Below are 17,241 nucleotides of genomic sequence, written 5' to 3'. Positions count from 1 at the left end.
GTTCCTTGGCTCATGGGCACCAGTAAATCTCTAACGTGGGTTGCAAAAACGCGCGAATCGGCAGTGCGGCGACATCGTCACCGGCCAGTGCGGTATTCAGGGTGGTCAACTTGGACTGACCGGAAATCGATAGAACTTTGTGTTTGGCCGAAGCCAGCAGCGCACGACTCATGGTCAGACGCTGATGCGGCACGCTGGGTGCCAGCATCGGGTAGCAGCGACGACTGCCGTCCGGCTGCAAGGCTTCGGTCAGGTTCGGGCTGTTGGGGAACAGCGAGGCGGTGTGGCCGTCGTCACCCATTCCCAGAATCAGCACGTCGATCACCGGCAACTCGGAGAGCAAACGATCTGCCTGTTCAGCCGCCTGTTCCAGGTTGGTGCTGGCGCTGTACAGACTCAGGAACTGCGCCTTGGCCGCCGGGCCTTGCAACAGATACTTCTTGAGCAGACCGGCATTGCTGTCGGCATGTTCAACCGGCACCCAACGCTCGTCAGCCAGGCTGACCACCACGTTCGACCAGTCCAGCGGCTGTTTGGCCAGGTGCTGGAAAAACGCTACCGGGCTGCGCCCACCCGACACTACGAGCGTCGCAGTGCCCTGGGCATCAATCGCGTCGCTCAGTTGTTTGGCCACGTTCAGCGCCAGGCCTTCGGCCAGCAGCGTCGGGCTTTTGAACTCACGGACGCTGACGCCCTGAGGCAGTTTCAAATCAGATATCGCCATACCACGACCTCCCATCCCGCGTGATCAGAGCAATGGAGCTCATCGGTCCCCAGGACCCGGCCGCGTAAGGCTTGGGCGCATCACCGGATTTTTTCCACCCGGCGATCAGCTGGTCACACCAGTTCCACGCGGCTTCGATTTCATCTTTACGGACAAACAGGTTCTGATTGCCGCGCATTACTTCCAGCAACAACCGCTCGTAGGCATCGGGAATCCGAGCACTGCGCCAGGTGTCGGAAAAATTCAGCTGCAACGGACCGCTGCGCAGCTGCATGCCTTTGTCCAGGCCTTGTTCTTTGGTCATCACACGCAAGGAAATGCCTTCGTCCGGCTGCAGGCGGATAATCAGCTTGTTGCTGATCTGCAGGCGCTGCTCGGGAGCGAAGATGTAGTGAGACGGTTCCTTGAAGTGGATGACGATCTGCGACAGCTTTTGCGGCATGCGCTTGCCGGTTCGCAGATAGAACGGCACGCCGGCCCAACGCCAGTTGCGGATATCGGCACGCAGGGCGACGAAGGTTTCAGTGTCGCTTTGGGTGTTGGAGTTCGGTTCTTCCAGGTAACCCGGCACCGACTTGCCTTCGCTGTAACCGGCGATGTACTGGCCGCGCACCACTTGCGTGGTCAGGCCTTCCGGGCTGATCGGCGCCAGCGCCTTGAGAACTTTGACTTTCTCGTCGCGGATGCTGTCGGCGGACAGGTCGGCGGGCGGGTCCATGGCGATCAGGCAGAGCAACTGCAACAGGTGATTCTGGATCATGTCCCGCAGTTGACCGGCCTTGTCGAAGTAACCCCAGCGGCCTTCGATCCCGACCTTTTCGGCCACGGTGATTTCAACGTGGGAGATGTAGTTCTGGTTCCACTGGGTTTCGAACAGGCTGTTGGCGAAACGCAGGGCGATCAGGTTCTGGACGGTTTCTTTGCCCAGATAATGGTCGATGCGATAGGTGCGGTTTTCCGGGAAGAACTGCGCCACCGCGTCGTTGACCTTGCGCGAAGACTCCAGGTCCGAGCCGATTGGCTTTTCCAGTACCACACGGGTGTTTTCCGCCAGGCCAACCTTGGCCAGGTTTTCGCAAATCGCACCGTAGACCGCTGCCGGCGTGGCGAAATAAGCAATGACCCGTTGCGCGCTGCCGGCCATCTCGGCCAAAGCCACATAGTCTTCGGACTTGAGGAAATCGACGTGCAGGTAACTCAACCGAGCCAGGAAACGCTCGACCACGGCTTCGTCCAGTTCTTTGGCACCGACATAGCGGCGCAGTTCGGAAGCGATGAAAGCCAGATGCTCCTGCTCGCTGCCAGCCTCACGGGCCAGCGCGATGATCCGCGTGTCCTCGTGCAACAGGCCTGCGCCATCAAGCTGATAAAGGGCAGGAAACAGCTTGCGCAAGGCCAGATCGCCAAGGGCGCCGAACAAGGCGAAGGTGCACGGTTCAACCGTAATCGAAGGCATGATGTTTGTTCTTTTATCAAGTTAAGCTACAAATACCTTTTTTCAAGGCATCACTCAAGGGAAAATGTAGTAATAACCACAACATTTTCGCAAAATACAGATTCCAAGTGGTGGTCAGTCGGAGCCATCAGTAGGATAGGCCACCGTTACGGGCCGCATCAAAGGCCCTTTTTGCATTAGCCGCGCGCTTATCGGCGCCGGTGAATCAAGGAAACTCATATGGACCGCGTGCGAAATTTACTGGAACAGATCCAGAGTCGCCTTGAAGAGCTGAACAAGGCCGAACGCAAAGTCGCCGAAGTGATCCTGCTCAATCCACAGCAGGCCACTCGCTTCAGCATCGCCGCCCTCGCGCAGGCCGCTTCGGTCAGTGAACCGACGGTCAACCGTTTCTGCCGTTCATTCGGCGTCAGTGGCTACCCGGAACTCAAGTTGCAACTGGCGCAAAGCCTGGCCAGCGGCGCGGCGTATGTCAGCCGCGCGGTCGAAGCCGACGATAATCCGGAAGCCTATACCAAGAAGATTTTCGGCAGCGCCATCGCCTCGCTGGACAGTGCGTTGCAGGCACTGGACCCGAACCTGATCAGCCGCGCCGTCGACCTGTTGATCCAGGCCCGGCAGATCCACTTCTTCGGCCTCGGTGCCTCGGCCCCGGTGGCCCTGGATGCACAACACAAATTCTTCCGTTTCAACCTGGCCGTGACCGCCCATGCCGATGTGCTGATGCAGCGCATGATCGCTTCGGTAGCGCACACCGGCGAATTGTTCGTGATCATTTCCTACACCGGGCGCACCCGCGAACTGGTGGAAGTGGCGCGCATCGCTCGGGAAAATGGCGCATCGGTACTCGGTCTGACCGCCGAAAACTCACCGTTGGCCAAGGCCAGTACCCTGAGCCTGAATATTCCGCTGCCGGAAGACACCGACATCTACATGCCGATGACCTCGCGGATCATTCAATTGACCGTGCTGGACGTGCTCGCCACCGGCATGACCTTGCGCCGGGGCGTGGATTTCCAGCCGCATTTGCGCAAGATCAAAGAGAGCTTGAATGCCAGCCGGTATCCGGTTGGGGATGAGTTTAATTAAGTTGTTTTGCTGAAAAGATCGCAGCCTCGTTGCACTCGACAGCTCCTACAGGTGAACGCTATCCCGTGTAGGAGCTGTCGAGTGCAACGAGGCTGCGATCTCTTGATCTTCAATCAAACGCCAACCCGCGCCTGCAAACTCAAATGCGCCTTCTGCCCCGGCGCCAGGCTCAAACTGTCCGTGCCGCCACTCGCCGCTTCCACACAGACAAACTCGTTCACCTCATTCCAGGTTACGCCCAACAACGGCCGCGAACCGGGATGCCAGACCACCGTGTCCGCCGTGTCGCCGGTATCAATACACAACGCCCGCTGCCAGGCGTGGTCATTGAGCTGCAATTCGCCATCATGCTGGAACACCCGCTGACAGCCGCCATCCACACGCAACTCGCCCTCCTGCTGACAAATTTTCCGGTTCAACTGGTCGTAACCTTGCGCGCCTTCGAGCCCAGACAGCGCTACCTCAGCAACGTCACCAATACGCCAGTAAGCGTGCAACGCCTGGCTCAATTGGCAGGGCAGGCTGTCCTGATGCTCGGTGCTCAGGCGCAAATCCATACGTTCACCGAGGTGCGCATGCAGGTCCACTTGCCAGTCACACAGCTGCAGTTGCCAGTGCAACCGCACGCCGTCGTCATCGCTGCTGCTGTCGATCAGTTTCCAGTCGAGCAAACGTGCCCAGCCATGGGATGGCCAGGCATTTTCGCTCGGATGCCGGCCATACCACGGCCAGCACACCGGCACGCCGCCACGAATCGCCCCCACCTGCGGCCACTTCGCCGCGCACCATAGCCATGGTTTCTGGCCTTGGGGCTGGAAGTGCAGCAACTGCGCGCCTTGACGACTGAACACCGCCTGACACAGCGGATGATCGATCACCAACACGTCGCGCTTCTGATAGCGCTCCCATGCAAACACAGGTCGCTCGCGCAAGGATTTGAAGAAGCGTTGTAGCGGATGCTCAAGCATGTGCCACGGTCCTGAAAATCATGGGGGTACTCATCAATCCAAACAGTTTGCGCAGTCTTCATTTTGTGGCGATGGAGCTTGCTCCCTCGCCACAAAAGCGCCCGGCAATGATCCACTTCGCTCGCCCCAAAAAAAAGCGGACAGCCTTGGCTGTCCGCAAATATGCGCACATAGAGAGGAGCTTATCGCAGTCGCGTTAGAACACCGACTGAATTTTCAGGCCGGCCACCAGCGCGTTGTCGACTTCATCAACACCACCTGGGTGAGTGACGTATTGCAGGTTAGGACGCACGGTCAGCCAGTTGGTAACGTGGAAGCCGTAGTTGAGCTCGTAGTTGTATTCAGTGGTACGCAGCGGCGAGAACAATGGATCTTCGTACTCGGTAACACCATTGGCAGCGTTGACCGCCTCGGCGTTTTTCTTCACGTCATCGTTGACATGGATACGAGCAAAACCGATACCGACGTCATCTTTCGGACGCGCGTCGAACGGCCCTTTGTACACAAACATCAACGACTGGTAGTTGTCGACGACGTTGGTGTCCTTGTCGTGGAAAGTGGCGTTGGCAGCGATGTTCAGGCCGCGAGTAGCGTCACCGTTATGGCTGGTGAGTTGCTGTTGCGCGACGAACCAGTAGCCGTGCTTGCTGTTGTGGCTACGGTAGGCGTTGCCGGTGGTTGCCGCATCGTTGCCGTTGTCGTCTTTCAACACGTCATTGGCGTCGGCGGTGCTTTTGTAATAACCGACACGGTATTCGCCCGGCAGGTTGTTAGGGTTAGGCAACCAGACCAACTCGACCGGCAACACGGTGCCAGCCGTACCACTGCCGCTAAGCTTGAAGCCGTTGCCGTGTTCCAGTTGCGACGGGTTCTGGTTGTAAGCGCCGATCTGCGCATACCACTCAGGCGAGATGTTGTACTTCACGCGGATCGCGGCCTGGCTGATTGGCCAGTTGTACCAGATGTTGGTCGCCCAGTTACCCACTTGGGAACCGCAGAATGCCAGGTTCTGGAACTCGCAAGGGAAGGTGTTGAAGTCTTCGCCTTCGCCGAAGTAACCGGCCTTGACGTCGAGTTTATTGTCGAAGAACTGATGCTTGATCCACAGCTGGGTCAGACGGACCATGTGGCCACGACCGTAGACTTCCTGGGAAGAACTCAAGGTGCCGGCACGCGGGTCGCCGACGCGATCATTGGAGATGTTCTCACCGTTACGGTTGGTGAGCTGGATCTTGGCCTGGGTGTTATCCCAGCCGAGCAATTTTTGCAGGTCCAGCGCCGCCCCCAGGCCGAACTGGTCTGCGTAACGTGCAGTCTTGTCATCGTTGAAGCCGCCGTGGAGGTTGCCGCCCACTTCACCGACGTAGTCCATCTTGATGTCGATGCCTTGCTCGATCAGCTTGGTCCGCTCGCCGCCCCAATCCCCGGTCATCCACTCGGAATCGGCGCTGAACGCGTCAGCCGCGTGCACACTACCGGCCAGCATCATTGCCGCAATGGCTGATAGCTGGCAGATAAGCTGAGCGTTGTTGTTCTTCTTCATCCCTACATCCTCGTTTTATTGTTATTAACTTCTATGCCTAACGCGGTTACAGCGGTTGTGGCGGGCGACAGGCCGTCCGTCACGGATTCCCCCTTGCAGGAGCGAGCCTGCTCGCGATGGTGTATCAGCCACGTCGGTTTCAACTGACACTCCATCGCAAGCAGGCTCGCTCCTACAGTTTTTGATCTTTAGCGGCCCTTGAATTGCGCTACGTTGGCAGCGTGAGCTTCAGTTTGTGGTCGGCCGGCAGCCCCCAGGCGTTCACCGGTCTTGGCGTCGAACAACAGCACTTTTGACGGATCGAATTGCAGCGTCAGGGTCTCGCCCACGGCCGGTGCGACATCCGGTGCCAGGCGGCAGCAGACTTTGGTGTCGTTGAGATTGACGAATACCAAGGTGTCCGGCCCGGTCGGTTCCGTGACCTGGACTTCGGCGCGTATGCTCGGCAAACCGTTGGCTTCGCCGTTCGCCAGAACGATCTGCTCCGGACGCATGCCGAGGATCACTTCGCGGTCTTCCAGACCGGCGTCCTGCATGCCCAGCGGCAATTCGCAACGGGCCTGGCCGCTGTCGAGCAGCGCCAGCAGACGCCCCTCTTTGCGCTGTAGACGCAGCGGGATGAAGTTCATCGGCGGCGAGCCGATGAAGCTCGCCACGAACAGGTTGGCCGGGTCGTTGTAGATCTGTTTCGGCGTACCGAATTGTTGAATGATCCCGTCCTTCATCACCGCCACTTTGTCGCCCAGGGTCATCGCTTCGATCTGGTCGTGGGTCACGTAGACCGTGGTGGTTTTCAGGCGCTGGTGCATCAGTTTCATTTCGGTGCGCATCTCGACCCGCAGCTTGGCGTCGAGGTTGGACAGCGGTTCGTCGAACAGGTAAATCTTCGGCCGCCGCGCCAACGCACGGCCCATTGCCACGCGCTGTTGCTGACCGCCAGAAAGCTGGCCGGGTTTGCGGTTGAGCAGGTGTTCGATCTGCAACAGCTTGGCGACGCGAGCGACTTCTTCGTCGATTTCGGCAGCCGGCATTTTGCGAATCTTCAAGCCGAACGCGATGTTCTCGCGCACGCTCATGGTCGGGTACAGCGCGTAGGACTGGAACACCATGGCGATGTCGCGATCTTTCGGGCTCATGCCGCTGACGTCCTGGTCATCGATCATGATCGCGCCGCCAGTGATGGTTTCCAGGCCGGCGATGCAGTTCATCAGGGTCGATTTGCCGCAACCCGAAGGTCCGACAAGAATCAGGAACTCACCGTCTTTGATCGACAGATCGATGTCCTTGAGGGTGTCCGGCAGGCCTGGGCCGTAGGTCTTGTTTACGTTACGAATTTCGAGCGTTGCCATGATTACCCCTTGACTGCGCCGGCCGTCAGCCCGCGCACGAAATACTTGCCTGCGACCACATAGACCAGCAGGGTCGGCAGCCCGGCGATCATCGCCGCCGCCATATCAACGTTGTATTCCTTGGCCCCGGTACTGGTGTTGACCAAGTTGTTCAGCGCCACGGTGATGGGTTGCGAATCACCGCTGGAGAACACCACGCCGAACAGAAAGTCGTTCCAGATCTGGGTGAACTGCCAGATCAGGCAGACCATGATGATCGGGGTGGACATCGGCAGGATGATCAAGCGGAAGATGGTGAAGAAACCTGCGCCATCCAGCCGCGCCGCTTTCACCAGTGCATCGGGAAAGCTGACGTAGTAGTTGCGGAAAAACAGCGTGGTAAACGCCAGGCCGTAGACCACGTGCACGAATACCAAGCCCGTGGTGGTGCTGGCCAGGCCCATCTTGCCGAGCGTGAACGAGGCCGGCAGCAGGACGGTCTGGAACGGCAGGAAGCAACCGAACAGCAGCAGGCCGAAGAACAATTGCGACCCGCGAAAGCGCCACATCGACAGCACATAGCCGTTCAGTGCACCGATGGCAGTGGAAATCAGCACCGCCGGGACGGTGATCTTGATCGAGTTCCAGAAATACCCGTCGACCGTGGCCCAGGCCTTGATCCAGCCAATGCCGCTGACCACGGTTGGCCAACTCAGCAGGTTGCCGGTATTGATGTCTTCCGGCGTCTTGAAGCTGGTCAACAGCATGACCACCAGCGGTATCAGGTAAAGAAATACGGCGAGGATCAGTACGGCGTAGATCGCGATGCGACTCAGGCTGATGGAAGGTTTGGCAGCGAAACTAGTCATGGCGCTTGGTCCTCAGCTCGGAGTACAGGTAAGGCACGATGATTGCGAGAATCGCACCGAGCATCAGAATCGCACTGGCCGAGCCCATGCCCATCTGGCCGCGACTGAAGGTGAAGGAATACATGAACATCGCAGGCAGGTCGGAGGAATAACCCGGGCCACCGGCAGTCATTGCCGCCACCAGGTCGAAACTCTTGATCGCGATGTGGGCGAGGATCATTACCGCGCTGAAGAACACTGGGCGCAGGCTCGGCAACACCACTTTCAGATAGATCCGCGGCATGCTCGCGCCATCGATCTGCGCGGCACGGATGATCGATTGATCAACACCACGCAGGCCGGCGAGGAACATCGCCATGATGAAGCCCGAGGCTTGCCATACGGCAGCGATGACCAGGCAATACACCACGCGATCCGGGTCGATCAGCCAGTCCAGGCGAAAGCCTTCCCAACCCCAGTCACGCAGCAATTTGTCCAGGCCCATGCCTGGGTTGAGCAACCATTTCCAGGCGGTACCGGTGACGATCATCGAGAGCGCCATCGGGTACAGGTAAATGGTGCGAATGAAACCTTCGCGACGAATGCGCTGATCAAGAAACACTGCCAACAGCACACCGATCACCAGGGTGATACCGATAAACATGCCGCCGAAAACCGCCAGGTTCTTGCTCGCCACCCACCAACGGTCGTTGTCGAACAGCCGCTCGTATTGCGCCAGCCCCGCCCATTTGTAAGTCGGGAGAAAGGTCGACGTGGTGAACGACAGGACAAATGTCCAGAGGATATAGCCATAGAAGCCCACCAGAACGATGAACATGCTCGGCGCCAGCACCAGTTTTGGGAGCCAGCGTTGCAATGCATCGAACGGCGAGGCCTTGCTGAACACAGCAACAGAACTCATGGGGAAATCCAGTACGAGAGAAAAGGACTACTTTGGAAATGCTTCCCTTGTAGGAGTGAGCCTGCTCGCGATAGCGGTGTGTCGGTCACCAAATCATTAACTGACAGATTGCTATCGCGAGCAGGCTCGCTCCTACAGGGGCCAGGCATTACTTGGCCGACTTGACCGCTGCGCCGAGTTTCTTGGCGGCATCGGCAGGATCGGCTTTCGGGTCGTTGATGTAGTTGGTCACGACATCAAAGAACGCACCCTGTACCGCCAGCGTGGTCGCCATGTTGTGCGCCATGCTCGGCTGCAGGCCGCCGGACTTGGCGTCCGCCAGGAAGTCCTTGGCAGCGGTCTGGGCGCAGGAGTCGAAGCCGTATTTGCCCATGTCGCTCAGCATGTCGATTCGAACCGGAATCGAGCCTTTGTTGATGCTGAAGACTTTCTGGAAGTTCTCACCCAGCACGACCTTGGCAATGTCCTGCTGTGCGGCAGCAGTGCCCTTGTCTTTCTGCTTGAACACCGCCAGGGAGTCGATGTTGTAGGTGAAGGCCTTGTCGGTGCCCGGGAAGGCTACGCACTGGTAGTCCGTGCCCGCGACTTTCTTGGCCGCAGTCCACTCGCTCTTGGCCCAGTCACCCATGATCTGCATGCCGGCCTTGCCGTTGATGACCTTGGCCGCTTCCAGGTTCCAGTCCTGGCCTTTGCCGTCGACGTCCATGTAGGTCGCGACTTTCTTCAGCTCGGTCAGCGCCTTGACCATTTCAGGACCGGTCAGTGCAGCGTTGTCCAGATCAACCAGGGCTTTTTTGTAACCGTCGACGCCCATGACCGAAAGCACTACCGCTTCGAACACAGTGCTGTCCTGCCAAGGCTGGCCGCCGTGAGCAAGCGCAATGAAGCCCGCCGCCTTGAGTTTGTCACCGGCCGCGTAGAACTCTTCAAGGGTGGTTGGTGCTTTTTCGATGCCGGCTTTCTTGAAGACTTCCGGGTTGATCCACAGCCAGTTGACGCGGTGAATGTTCACCGGCACGGCCACGTAATCACCGTCGTACTTCACGGTATCGGAGACTTTCTTGTCGAGCAGGCTGTCCCACTTCTCTGATTTGGAAACGTCTTTCAAGACGTCGGTGTCGAGCAGGCCGGTAGACGCCCATTCCTGGATGTCCGGACCTTTGATCTGCGCAACGCCCGGCGGGTTACCCGCTACGGCGCGGCTTTTGAGTACGGTCATGGCCGTGGCACCGCCACCACCGGCGACTGCGCCGTCCTTCCAGGTGAAGCCGTCTTTTTCGACTTGAGCCTTGAGGACATCGACCGCTGCTTTTTCACCACCAGACGTCCACCAGTGAACGACTTCCACCGTACCTTTGGAATCGGCGGCAAGTGCACTTAGCGGGAACGCGGACAGAGGAACCAGGGAGGCGAGAGAAATGACAGTAGCGAGGCGAGAAATCGCATTCATCTAGTAGTACCTTTCTTGTTGTTATGCATGCAAGTCTGGTGCTTGCGCTGCATAGGATTTTAAACAGGAGTTATCCCTTCGCAGGTAACGAAGGGACGCTTGAATGTCACCACATGGTTACACAGGAGCGCTCTGGGACAACTGCGCGAGAGCCGTCGTCATGCTTGGCGCCAGTGGCAGGCGCGGGATCAGCAACGCTTGCCAGGCATGATAAAGGTCGGGTTTTCCGGCCCAGATATCGGCACTTGGACGGTTCAGCGGATCGAGTTCGTGGTGCCAGCTACCGTCACAGCGGTCGATAAAATGGCTGTCACAGAATTCCCAGAATAGTCGGTACCAACGCTCGTATTGCTCGTCGCCGGTACGTTTGAGCAGTGCGCTGGCGGCGGCACTGGCTTCGCAGTGGGTCCAGTGCAGGCGATGACGGACTACCGCGCGATTGTCCCAGTCGAGGGTGTAGACAATGCCCGGCGCACCATCGATGTCCCAGCCGTGACGGCAGTTGTGGTCGAAAAGTTTCTGCGCGTCGGTGGCCATCCAGCCCGGCGTAAGCATTCCGGCCTGGACCCGCGCAGCCTCAAGGTGCAACAACAACCGCGCCCATTCGAAACCATGGCCCGGCGTGGTGCCGTAAGGGCGAAAACCGTCGGCCGGGTTGTCGTGGTTGTACTCGCGAAGCGGCTGCCAGTCGCGATCGAAATGCTCGACCACCAGATAATCATTGGCCGCCGCATGACCATGGATCACCCGCTCGACAATACGTTGGGCGCGGCACAGCCAGCGGTTGTCATCGGTGACATCGGCCAGGGCGAGGAAGGCTTCGGTGGCGTGCATGTTGCTGTTGGCACCGCGATAGGCCTCCTCTTCACTCCAGTCGCGGTTGAAGGATTCGCGCATGGCGCCCTCCTCCTCGCTCCAGAAATAGCTGTCGATGATGTCGATGGCATCATCGAGCAAGGCTTGCGCGCCGGGACGTTGTGCAACCACGGCGGAACTGGCGGCCAACGACACGAAAGCATGCAGGTAGGCGTTCTTGCCGGTGTTACCGTCGCGATGCTCGGCGGTGGCGAACCAGCCACCATGAACCGCATCACGCAACGGCCCGCGAAGCGCGGCGATGCCGTGATCCACCAGCTCGGCAAAACCCGGCAGGCCCTGAATGTGGGCCATGGCAAAACTGTGGGTCATGCGTGCGGTGTTCATGGTTTCGGCTTGGGCGTTGGCCGGGAGGCGGCCTTTTTCGTCGAGATTGCCGAAGCCCTCGGGAAGCCTGGACGCCTTGGCGAATGCCAGCAAACGCAGGCCTTCAGTGGCGAGCCATTGCTGATGGACAGGTGCGTTCAGCCAACTGCTGAAGGCAGGTTGGAAGCTGTGCATGGGGGACCTTTTTTGTTGTTATGACTGTTAAGCAGTCTAAACAACGGGCGGGGGCGGGCTTGTAACGAAGGGGGCGCGTTATGTCACCGAGTTGTGACATTTGCCAAGAGGTGCGGTGAATCGACTGGCGCCATCGCGAGCAAGCCCGCTCCCACATTGGATTTGTGTACGACGAAAAACCCTGTGGGAGCGAGCTTGCTCGCGAAGAACGATAACGCGGTCTAACTAATCAACGCTGCGCGGCAACTGCAAGGTCACCCGCAACCCGCCCTCGCGCAAGTTCTGCAAACTCACTTCACCGCCATGACTGTGCGCAATGTTGCGCGCAATCCCCAACCCCAACCCGTAACCCTGCTGCTGTCCGGCCAGGCGGAAGTGCGGCTCGAACACTTGCTCCAGCCGCTGCTCGGGAACCCCAGGCCCCTCGTCATCAACATGCAGGACAAACGCACTGTCGTCGTCATCAATGTGCAAGTGCGCGTTCTGTCCGTATTTCAAAGCGTTGTCGATCAGGTTGCCAATGCAGCGCTTGAGCGCCAGCGGTTTACCCGGATACGCAGCCAGTGCCCGCCCCTGTTGGGTCACACGACCATTTCCGATCGGTGCCAGGTACGGTTCCACCAGACAGTCGAGTACGTGATTGAGATCCACCGGCTCGATGTTTTCGTGGATGTCGGTGTCTTTCACGCATTGCAGCGCGCCCTTGACCAGCAGCTCCAGCTCGTCCAGATCGCGGCCGAATTTGGCTTGCAGCTTCTCGTCTTCGAGCAGCTCGACCCGCAGCCGCAAGCGGGTAATCGGTGTGCGCAGGTCATGGGAAATCGCGCTGAATAATTGGCTGCGCTCGGTCAGATAACGGCTGATGCGCTCGCGCATGGTGTTGAAGGCGCGACCGACTTCGACCACTTCACTGCCGCCACCTTCGGCCACCGGCTCGACATCGGCACCCAGCGACAAATCCCGCGCCGCTCGCGCCAGACGCTTGAGCGGCCGGCTCTGCCAGTGCACCAAAAGACCGATGAACAACAACAAAAATCCGCTGGTGAGCACGATAAACCATACCTGCTGCGCCGGCAGGCCTTGTTCTTCAAGACTGGTGTAGGGCTCGGGCAACAGCGAGGCGATGTACAGCCATTCGCCCGGCGCCATCTGAATTTGCGTGACCAGCACTGGCGGATTCACCGGTTCCAGGGTCAACGCATAATGCGCCCAGGAGCGTGGCAGCTCATCGAGTTTCAACCCGCTATTGAAGATTCGGAGGTCCTCGGGGCTGACAAACGTCACCGAGATATCGGTGTCATGCCCTAGGGATTGACGCAGCACTTCGTCCACCGCTTTGAGCACCGCCGCCTTACGCGGGGTGACCGGCAAAACTTCCATGCCCAGGGGTTTGTCGTTGAGCGTCACCACGAACCGCGTGCCGCCCATGCTGCGCAACTGGTCGAGCACCAGCGGCCGAAACGCCACCGGCAACGAGCGGAAGTAACTGACACTGGCAGTCATCGAATGCGCAAGGCTGCGGGCGCTGGTGACCAGGCCTTCAAGCTGAGTGGCGCGCAGTTGCGACACCCAGATTACGCTCGACAACGTCTGCGCGAATAACACCGCCAGCAGAGTCAGCAGCAACATGCGCCCCAGCAACGAACGCGGCATAGGCGCCTGCGCCGCCAGCTTGCGCAAAAACTCAGTGGCCATTGCTGGCAATCACACTGGCGGCCAATTGATAACCGCTTCCGCGTACGGTTCGGATCAGACGCGGCGGCTTTTCCGTGTCGCGCAGACGCTGACGCAAACGGCTGACCGCCATGTCGACGATACGATCGAGCGGCATCAGATCACGTCCACGCGTGGCATTACCGATGGTGTCGCGGTCGAGGATTTGCTGAGGGTGATCAAGGAACAGTTTCAGCAAAGCGAAATCGGCGCCCGAGAGAATCACTTCTTCGCCGTCGGTGTGGAACAGCCGGTGGCTGACCATGTCCAGACGCCAGTCGTCGAAGGCCAGCACTTCACCGCCGTTACGCTCCTGACCGAACTGCGCGCGGCGCAACAGGGCTTTGATGCGCGCCTGCAATTCACGGGGACTGAAGGGCTTGCCAAGGTAGTCGTCTGCACCCAACTCCAGGCCAATGACCCGGTCGGCTTCGTCGGAGCTGGCGGTGAGCATGATGATTGGCACCTGGGCCCGCTTCGGGTGCTGCCGAATCCAGCGGCACAAACTGAAACCGTCTTCGTCCGGCAGCATCACATCGAGGATCACCAGATCGCTCGGCTCATCGTTGAGGGCTTGGCGAAATCCCGCACCGTCGGGCGTGGTACGCACCTGAAACCCGGCACGGGTCAGGTAGGTGTCCAGCAACTCGCGTATCTCTTGATCGTCATCGACCAACAAAATCGACTTGTTGACTGAGCTCACGGGGCGGCGTCCTTGTTGTTTGAATTGGGCGGATTATGCCTTAAGCACCGATTTTACAAACACCACAAAACCACTGTAGGAGCGAGCCTGCTCGCGATTGCGGTTTCAAATTCAACATTTCTGTCGACTGACACACCGTCATCGCGAGCAGGCTCACTCCTACATTTTGATCGCATTTCAAACGGGGATGGATTGCTCCAGCGCCACCCCTGCACCCATCAACCCGGAATACGGTGCCGTCACCAACCACACCGGAATCCCCTTGAAGTAATCGCTCATGCAACCCTTGTCGGCAAAGCAACGGGCGAATCCGCTTTCAAGGAAGAAATCGGCAAACCGCGGAATCACCCCGCCAACGATGTACACGCCACCGCGTCCACCGGTGGTCAGCACGTTGTTGCCGGCCACGCGGCCGAGCCAGCAGCAAAATTGTTCAAGCACTTCCAGGGCAATCGGGTCGCCAGCCAGGCCGGCAGCGGTAATCGCTTCCGGCGTGTCGAGCACTGGCGCGTGGCCGTCCACCGCACAAATCGCCCGATAGACCCGCGGCAAGCCGCCGCCACTCAACGCCGTTTCCGCGCTGACATGGCCGATCTCGTTGAAGATGTGTTGCCACAACTGAGTTTCTCGCGGGCTGCTCAGCGGCAAATCGACGTGACCGCCCTCACCCGGCAATGCGGCGAAACGCCCTTCGCCCAGATCCAGCAAAGTGCCGACGCCAAGACCAGTGCCCGGACCGATCACTACGGCCGGGCGCAACGGTTCCGGCGTGCCTTCGCAGACCACGCGAAATTCGCCCGGCTGCAAACGGGTCATGCCCAACGCCATCGCCGAGAAGTCGTTGACCAGCAATAGCTGATCCACTTGCAAGGTCTGACAGAAACCCTTGCGGCTCAGGCGCCAGTGATTATTGGTGAATTTGAATTCGTCACCGCTCACGGGGCCTGCCACCGACAGGCACACCGAACCGATCGAACCTGGGGCCAGACCCAACCCGCTCAGATAAAGGCTGATCGCCTCTTCCGGGCTGGCGTGGTCTGCCGTCGCCAGCACCTGGACCGATTCCAGTTGCTGGTTTTTCCACAACGCGAAACGTGCGTTGGTCCCACCGATGTCACCGACCAAAGCCAGTTTCAATTAAGCGTCTCCAGGGCAGAAGTAAAGGCGCTGGCGCCCTGCTCTGCGGAGCTGAAGGCCATGCGCATGAAACCAAACAGTTCGCGACCGGTGCCGATGTTGTTGCCCAACAGGCCTTTGGCCGGCGTGCGCGCTGCGAATTCTTCGGCGTCCACCTTAAGCTCCAGGGTGCCTTTGACGCCATCGACGCGGATGATATCGCCCTCTTGCACCCGCGCCAAAGCGCCGCCCACATACGCTTCGGGGCTGACGTGAATGGCCGCCGGGATTTTCCCCGATGCGCCGGACATGCGCCCGTCAGTCACCAGGGCGACTTTGAAGCCGCGATCCTGCAGCACACCGAGAAACGGCGTCATCTTGTGCAGCTCCGGCATGCCGTTGGAGCGAGGGCCCTGGAAGCGCATGACCGCGACGAAATCCTTCTCCAGCAAACCGGCCTTGAAGGCATCGGCCAGGTCCTGCTGATCCTGGAACACCATGGCCGGCGCTTCGACGATCTGGTTTTCCAGGGCCACGGCCGAGACTTTCATCACGCCGCGTCCGAGGTTGCCTTCCATCACCCGCAAGCCGCCCTCTGGCGAGAACGCGCGAGCGACCGGGCGCAGGATGGTTTCGTCGAGGCTTTCGGTCACGCCTTCGCGCCAGACCAGTTCGCCGTTGTCGAGGAACGGTTCCATGGTGTAGCGACTCAAGCCGTGGCCCAGCACGGTGTTGACGTTTTCGTGGAGCAACCCGGCGTCCAGCAGTTCGCGGATCAGGAACGACATACCGCCCGCCGCCTGGAAGTGGTTGATGTCGGCTTTGCCGTTCGGGTAGACGTGGCTCAGGGTCGGCACCACCTCGGAGAGGTCGGCCATGTCCTGCCAGGTCAACTGAATACCCGCTGCCATGGCAATGGCCGGCATGTGCAACGTGTGGTTGGTCGAGCCGCCCGTGGCGTTCAGCGCGACGATGGAGTTGACCAGCGAACGCTCGTCGACGATTTCGCCGATCGGCATGTAGTCGCCATTTTGCTTGGTCAGGCGCGTCACCTGATGCGCCGCTTCGCGGGTCAGGGCGTCACGCAACGGCGTGTTCGGATTGACGAAGGACGCGCCCGGCAAGTGCAGGCCCATGACTTCCATCAGCAACTGGTTGGTATTGGCGGTGCCGTAGAAGGTGCAGGTGCCAGGGCTGTGGTAGGAATTCATTTCCGATTCCAGCAGCTCTTCGCGACTGGCCTTGCCTTCGGCATAACGCTGGCGCACGTCGGCTTTCTGCTTGTTGGAAATACCCGACACCATCGGCCCACCCGGCACGAAAATCATCGGCAGATGACCGAAACGCAACGCGCCCATCATCAAGCCCGGGACGATTTTGTCGCAGATGCCAAGCATCAGGGCGCCATCGAACATGTTGTGGGACAACGCCACGGCGGTGGACAGCGCGATCACCTCGCGGCTCGGCAGGCTCAGCTCCATGCCTGGCTCGCCTTGGGTCACGCCATCGCACATGGCTGGGGTGCCACCGGCGAACTGGCCGACGGAGCCGATTTCACGCAGGGCTTTTTTGATCTGTTCAGGAAAGACTTCATACGGCTGGTGCGCCGAGAGCATGTCGTTATAGGACGAAACAATCGCGATGTTGGCGGAGTTCATCATCCGCAAGCTGTTCTTGTCGTCGCTGCCGCACCCGGCCACGCCGTGGGCGAAGTTGGCGCATTGCAGCTTGCCGCGCATCGGACCGTCGCTGGCGGCACCGCGAATCAGTGCAAGGTAAGCCTCACGCGTGGCGCGGCTGCGGGCAATAAGCCGTTCGGTGACCTCAAGGACGCGGGGATGCATGTGTAGAACTCCAGGCTAACGGATGTGGCGACCTGATTGTCTATGCTGAACAAGAGCCGTTGTTGCCGGGATGACAAACGGTTTTCTTGATCAATCGGACCAGTTGATTCAGGTCACTCGTTGTAGATTGAACAAAATATTGCCACTAAAAAGGCTTGTT

The 17,241-nt window shown here is 59.3% G+C and carries 14 protein-coding genes; 1 reads left to right on the top strand and 13 read right to left on the bottom strand.

Annotated elements, in window-relative coordinates; all coding sequences use genetic code 11:
* Nucleotides 1-10: 10 nt before the first annotated feature.
* Entirely contained in the window at nt 11-724 is a 714-nt protein-coding gene (gene pgl, locus KUF73_RS18640; RefSeq protein ID WP_218439523.1) for a 6-phosphogluconolactonase, read from the bottom strand.
* Nucleotides 711-2,180 carry a glucose-6-phosphate dehydrogenase gene (zwf, locus tag KUF73_RS18635; protein WP_218439522.1) on the bottom strand — a complete coding sequence of 490 codons (1,470 nt, stop codon included), beginning with the start codon at nt 2,178-2,180 and terminating at the stop codon, nt 711-713. Before zwf ends, pgl begins: the two co-directional genes overlap by 14 nt.
* 228 nt (nt 2,181-2,408) lie before the next feature.
* Between zwf and KUF73_RS18630 the strand changes: the two genes are divergently transcribed.
* Complete coding sequence (locus KUF73_RS18630) at nt 2,409-3,269, top strand: MurR/RpiR family transcriptional regulator (RefSeq protein WP_173668879.1); 861 nt, start codon at nt 2,409-2,411, stop codon at nt 3,267-3,269.
* A gap of 113 nt (nt 3,270-3,382) precedes the next feature.
* Here KUF73_RS18630 and KUF73_RS18625 read toward each other — a convergent pair whose 3' ends face one another.
* The 11 genes from KUF73_RS18625 to edd all read right to left on the bottom strand — a co-directional run bounded on the left by KUF73_RS18625 (nt 3,383) and on the right by edd (nt 17,081).
* Nucleotides 3,383-4,237 carry a D-hexose-6-phosphate mutarotase gene (locus KUF73_RS18625; RefSeq protein WP_218439521.1) on the bottom strand — a complete coding sequence of 285 codons (855 nt, stop codon included), beginning with the start codon at nt 4,235-4,237 and terminating at the stop codon, nt 3,383-3,385.
* Between the two features lie 196 nt (nt 4,238-4,433).
* Nucleotides 4,434-5,780, bottom strand: a complete 1,347-nt coding sequence (locus KUF73_RS18620) for a carbohydrate porin (protein WP_218439520.1) — start codon at nt 5,778-5,780, stop codon at nt 4,434-4,436.
* A gap of 188 nt (nt 5,781-5,968) precedes the next feature.
* Complete coding sequence (locus KUF73_RS18615; RefSeq protein ID WP_218439519.1) at nt 5,969-7,129, bottom strand: ABC transporter ATP-binding protein; 1,161 nt, start codon at nt 7,127-7,129, stop codon at nt 5,969-5,971.
* 2 nt (nt 7,130-7,131) lie between these two features.
* On the bottom strand, nt 7,132-7,977 hold the full coding sequence (locus tag KUF73_RS18610; protein WP_218439518.1) for a carbohydrate ABC transporter permease: 846 nt from the start codon (nt 7,975-7,977) through the stop codon (nt 7,132-7,134).
* The gene (locus KUF73_RS18605; protein WP_046056150.1) at nt 7,970-8,878 is read right to left on the bottom strand and encodes a carbohydrate ABC transporter permease; all 909 of its coding nucleotides are present in this window, start codon (nt 8,876-8,878) and stop codon (nt 7,970-7,972) included. Before KUF73_RS18605 ends, KUF73_RS18610 begins: the two co-directional genes overlap by 8 nt.
* Before the next feature lie 148 nt (nt 8,879-9,026).
* Entirely contained in the window at nt 9,027-10,328 is a 1,302-nt protein-coding gene (locus KUF73_RS18600; protein ID WP_218439517.1) for an ABC transporter substrate-binding protein, read from the bottom strand.
* Nucleotides 10,329-10,445: 117 nt separating this feature from the next.
* Nucleotides 10,446-11,705, bottom strand: coding sequence for an AGE family epimerase/isomerase (locus tag KUF73_RS18595; RefSeq protein ID WP_218439516.1), 1,260 nt, complete (start codon nt 11,703-11,705; stop codon nt 10,446-10,448).
* Nucleotides 11,706-11,930: 225 nt separating this feature from the next.
* Nucleotides 11,931-13,358, bottom strand: a complete 1,428-nt coding sequence (locus KUF73_RS18590; protein WP_218439615.1) for an ATP-binding protein — start codon at nt 13,356-13,358, stop codon at nt 11,931-11,933.
* A 31-nt stretch (nt 13,359-13,389) separates the two neighbouring features.
* Nucleotides 13,390-14,121 (bottom strand): response regulator, encoded by a 732-nt coding sequence (locus KUF73_RS18585; protein WP_218439515.1) that lies wholly within the window; start codon nt 14,119-14,121, stop codon nt 13,390-13,392.
* Nucleotides 14,122-14,298: 177 nt separating this feature from the next.
* Nucleotides 14,299-15,258, bottom strand: coding sequence for a glucokinase (locus KUF73_RS18580; protein ID WP_218439514.1), 960 nt, complete (start codon nt 15,256-15,258; stop codon nt 14,299-14,301).
* The gene (edd, locus tag KUF73_RS18575; RefSeq protein ID WP_218439513.1) at nt 15,255-17,081 is read right to left on the bottom strand and encodes a phosphogluconate dehydratase; all 1,827 of its coding nucleotides are present in this window, start codon (nt 17,079-17,081) and stop codon (nt 15,255-15,257) included. The genes KUF73_RS18580 and edd overlap by 4 nt, the downstream gene beginning before the upstream one ends.
* Nucleotides 17,082-17,241: the final 160 nt, after the last annotated feature.

It is taken from the genome of Pseudomonas sp. PD9R (assembly GCF_019200975.1).
In the GTDB taxonomy this organism is placed as follows: Bacteria; Pseudomonadota; Gammaproteobacteria; order Pseudomonadales; family Pseudomonadaceae; genus Aquipseudomonas.
Note: the sequence above shows the minus strand (reverse complement) of the source record. Positions and strands in the feature narration are given on the sequence as shown.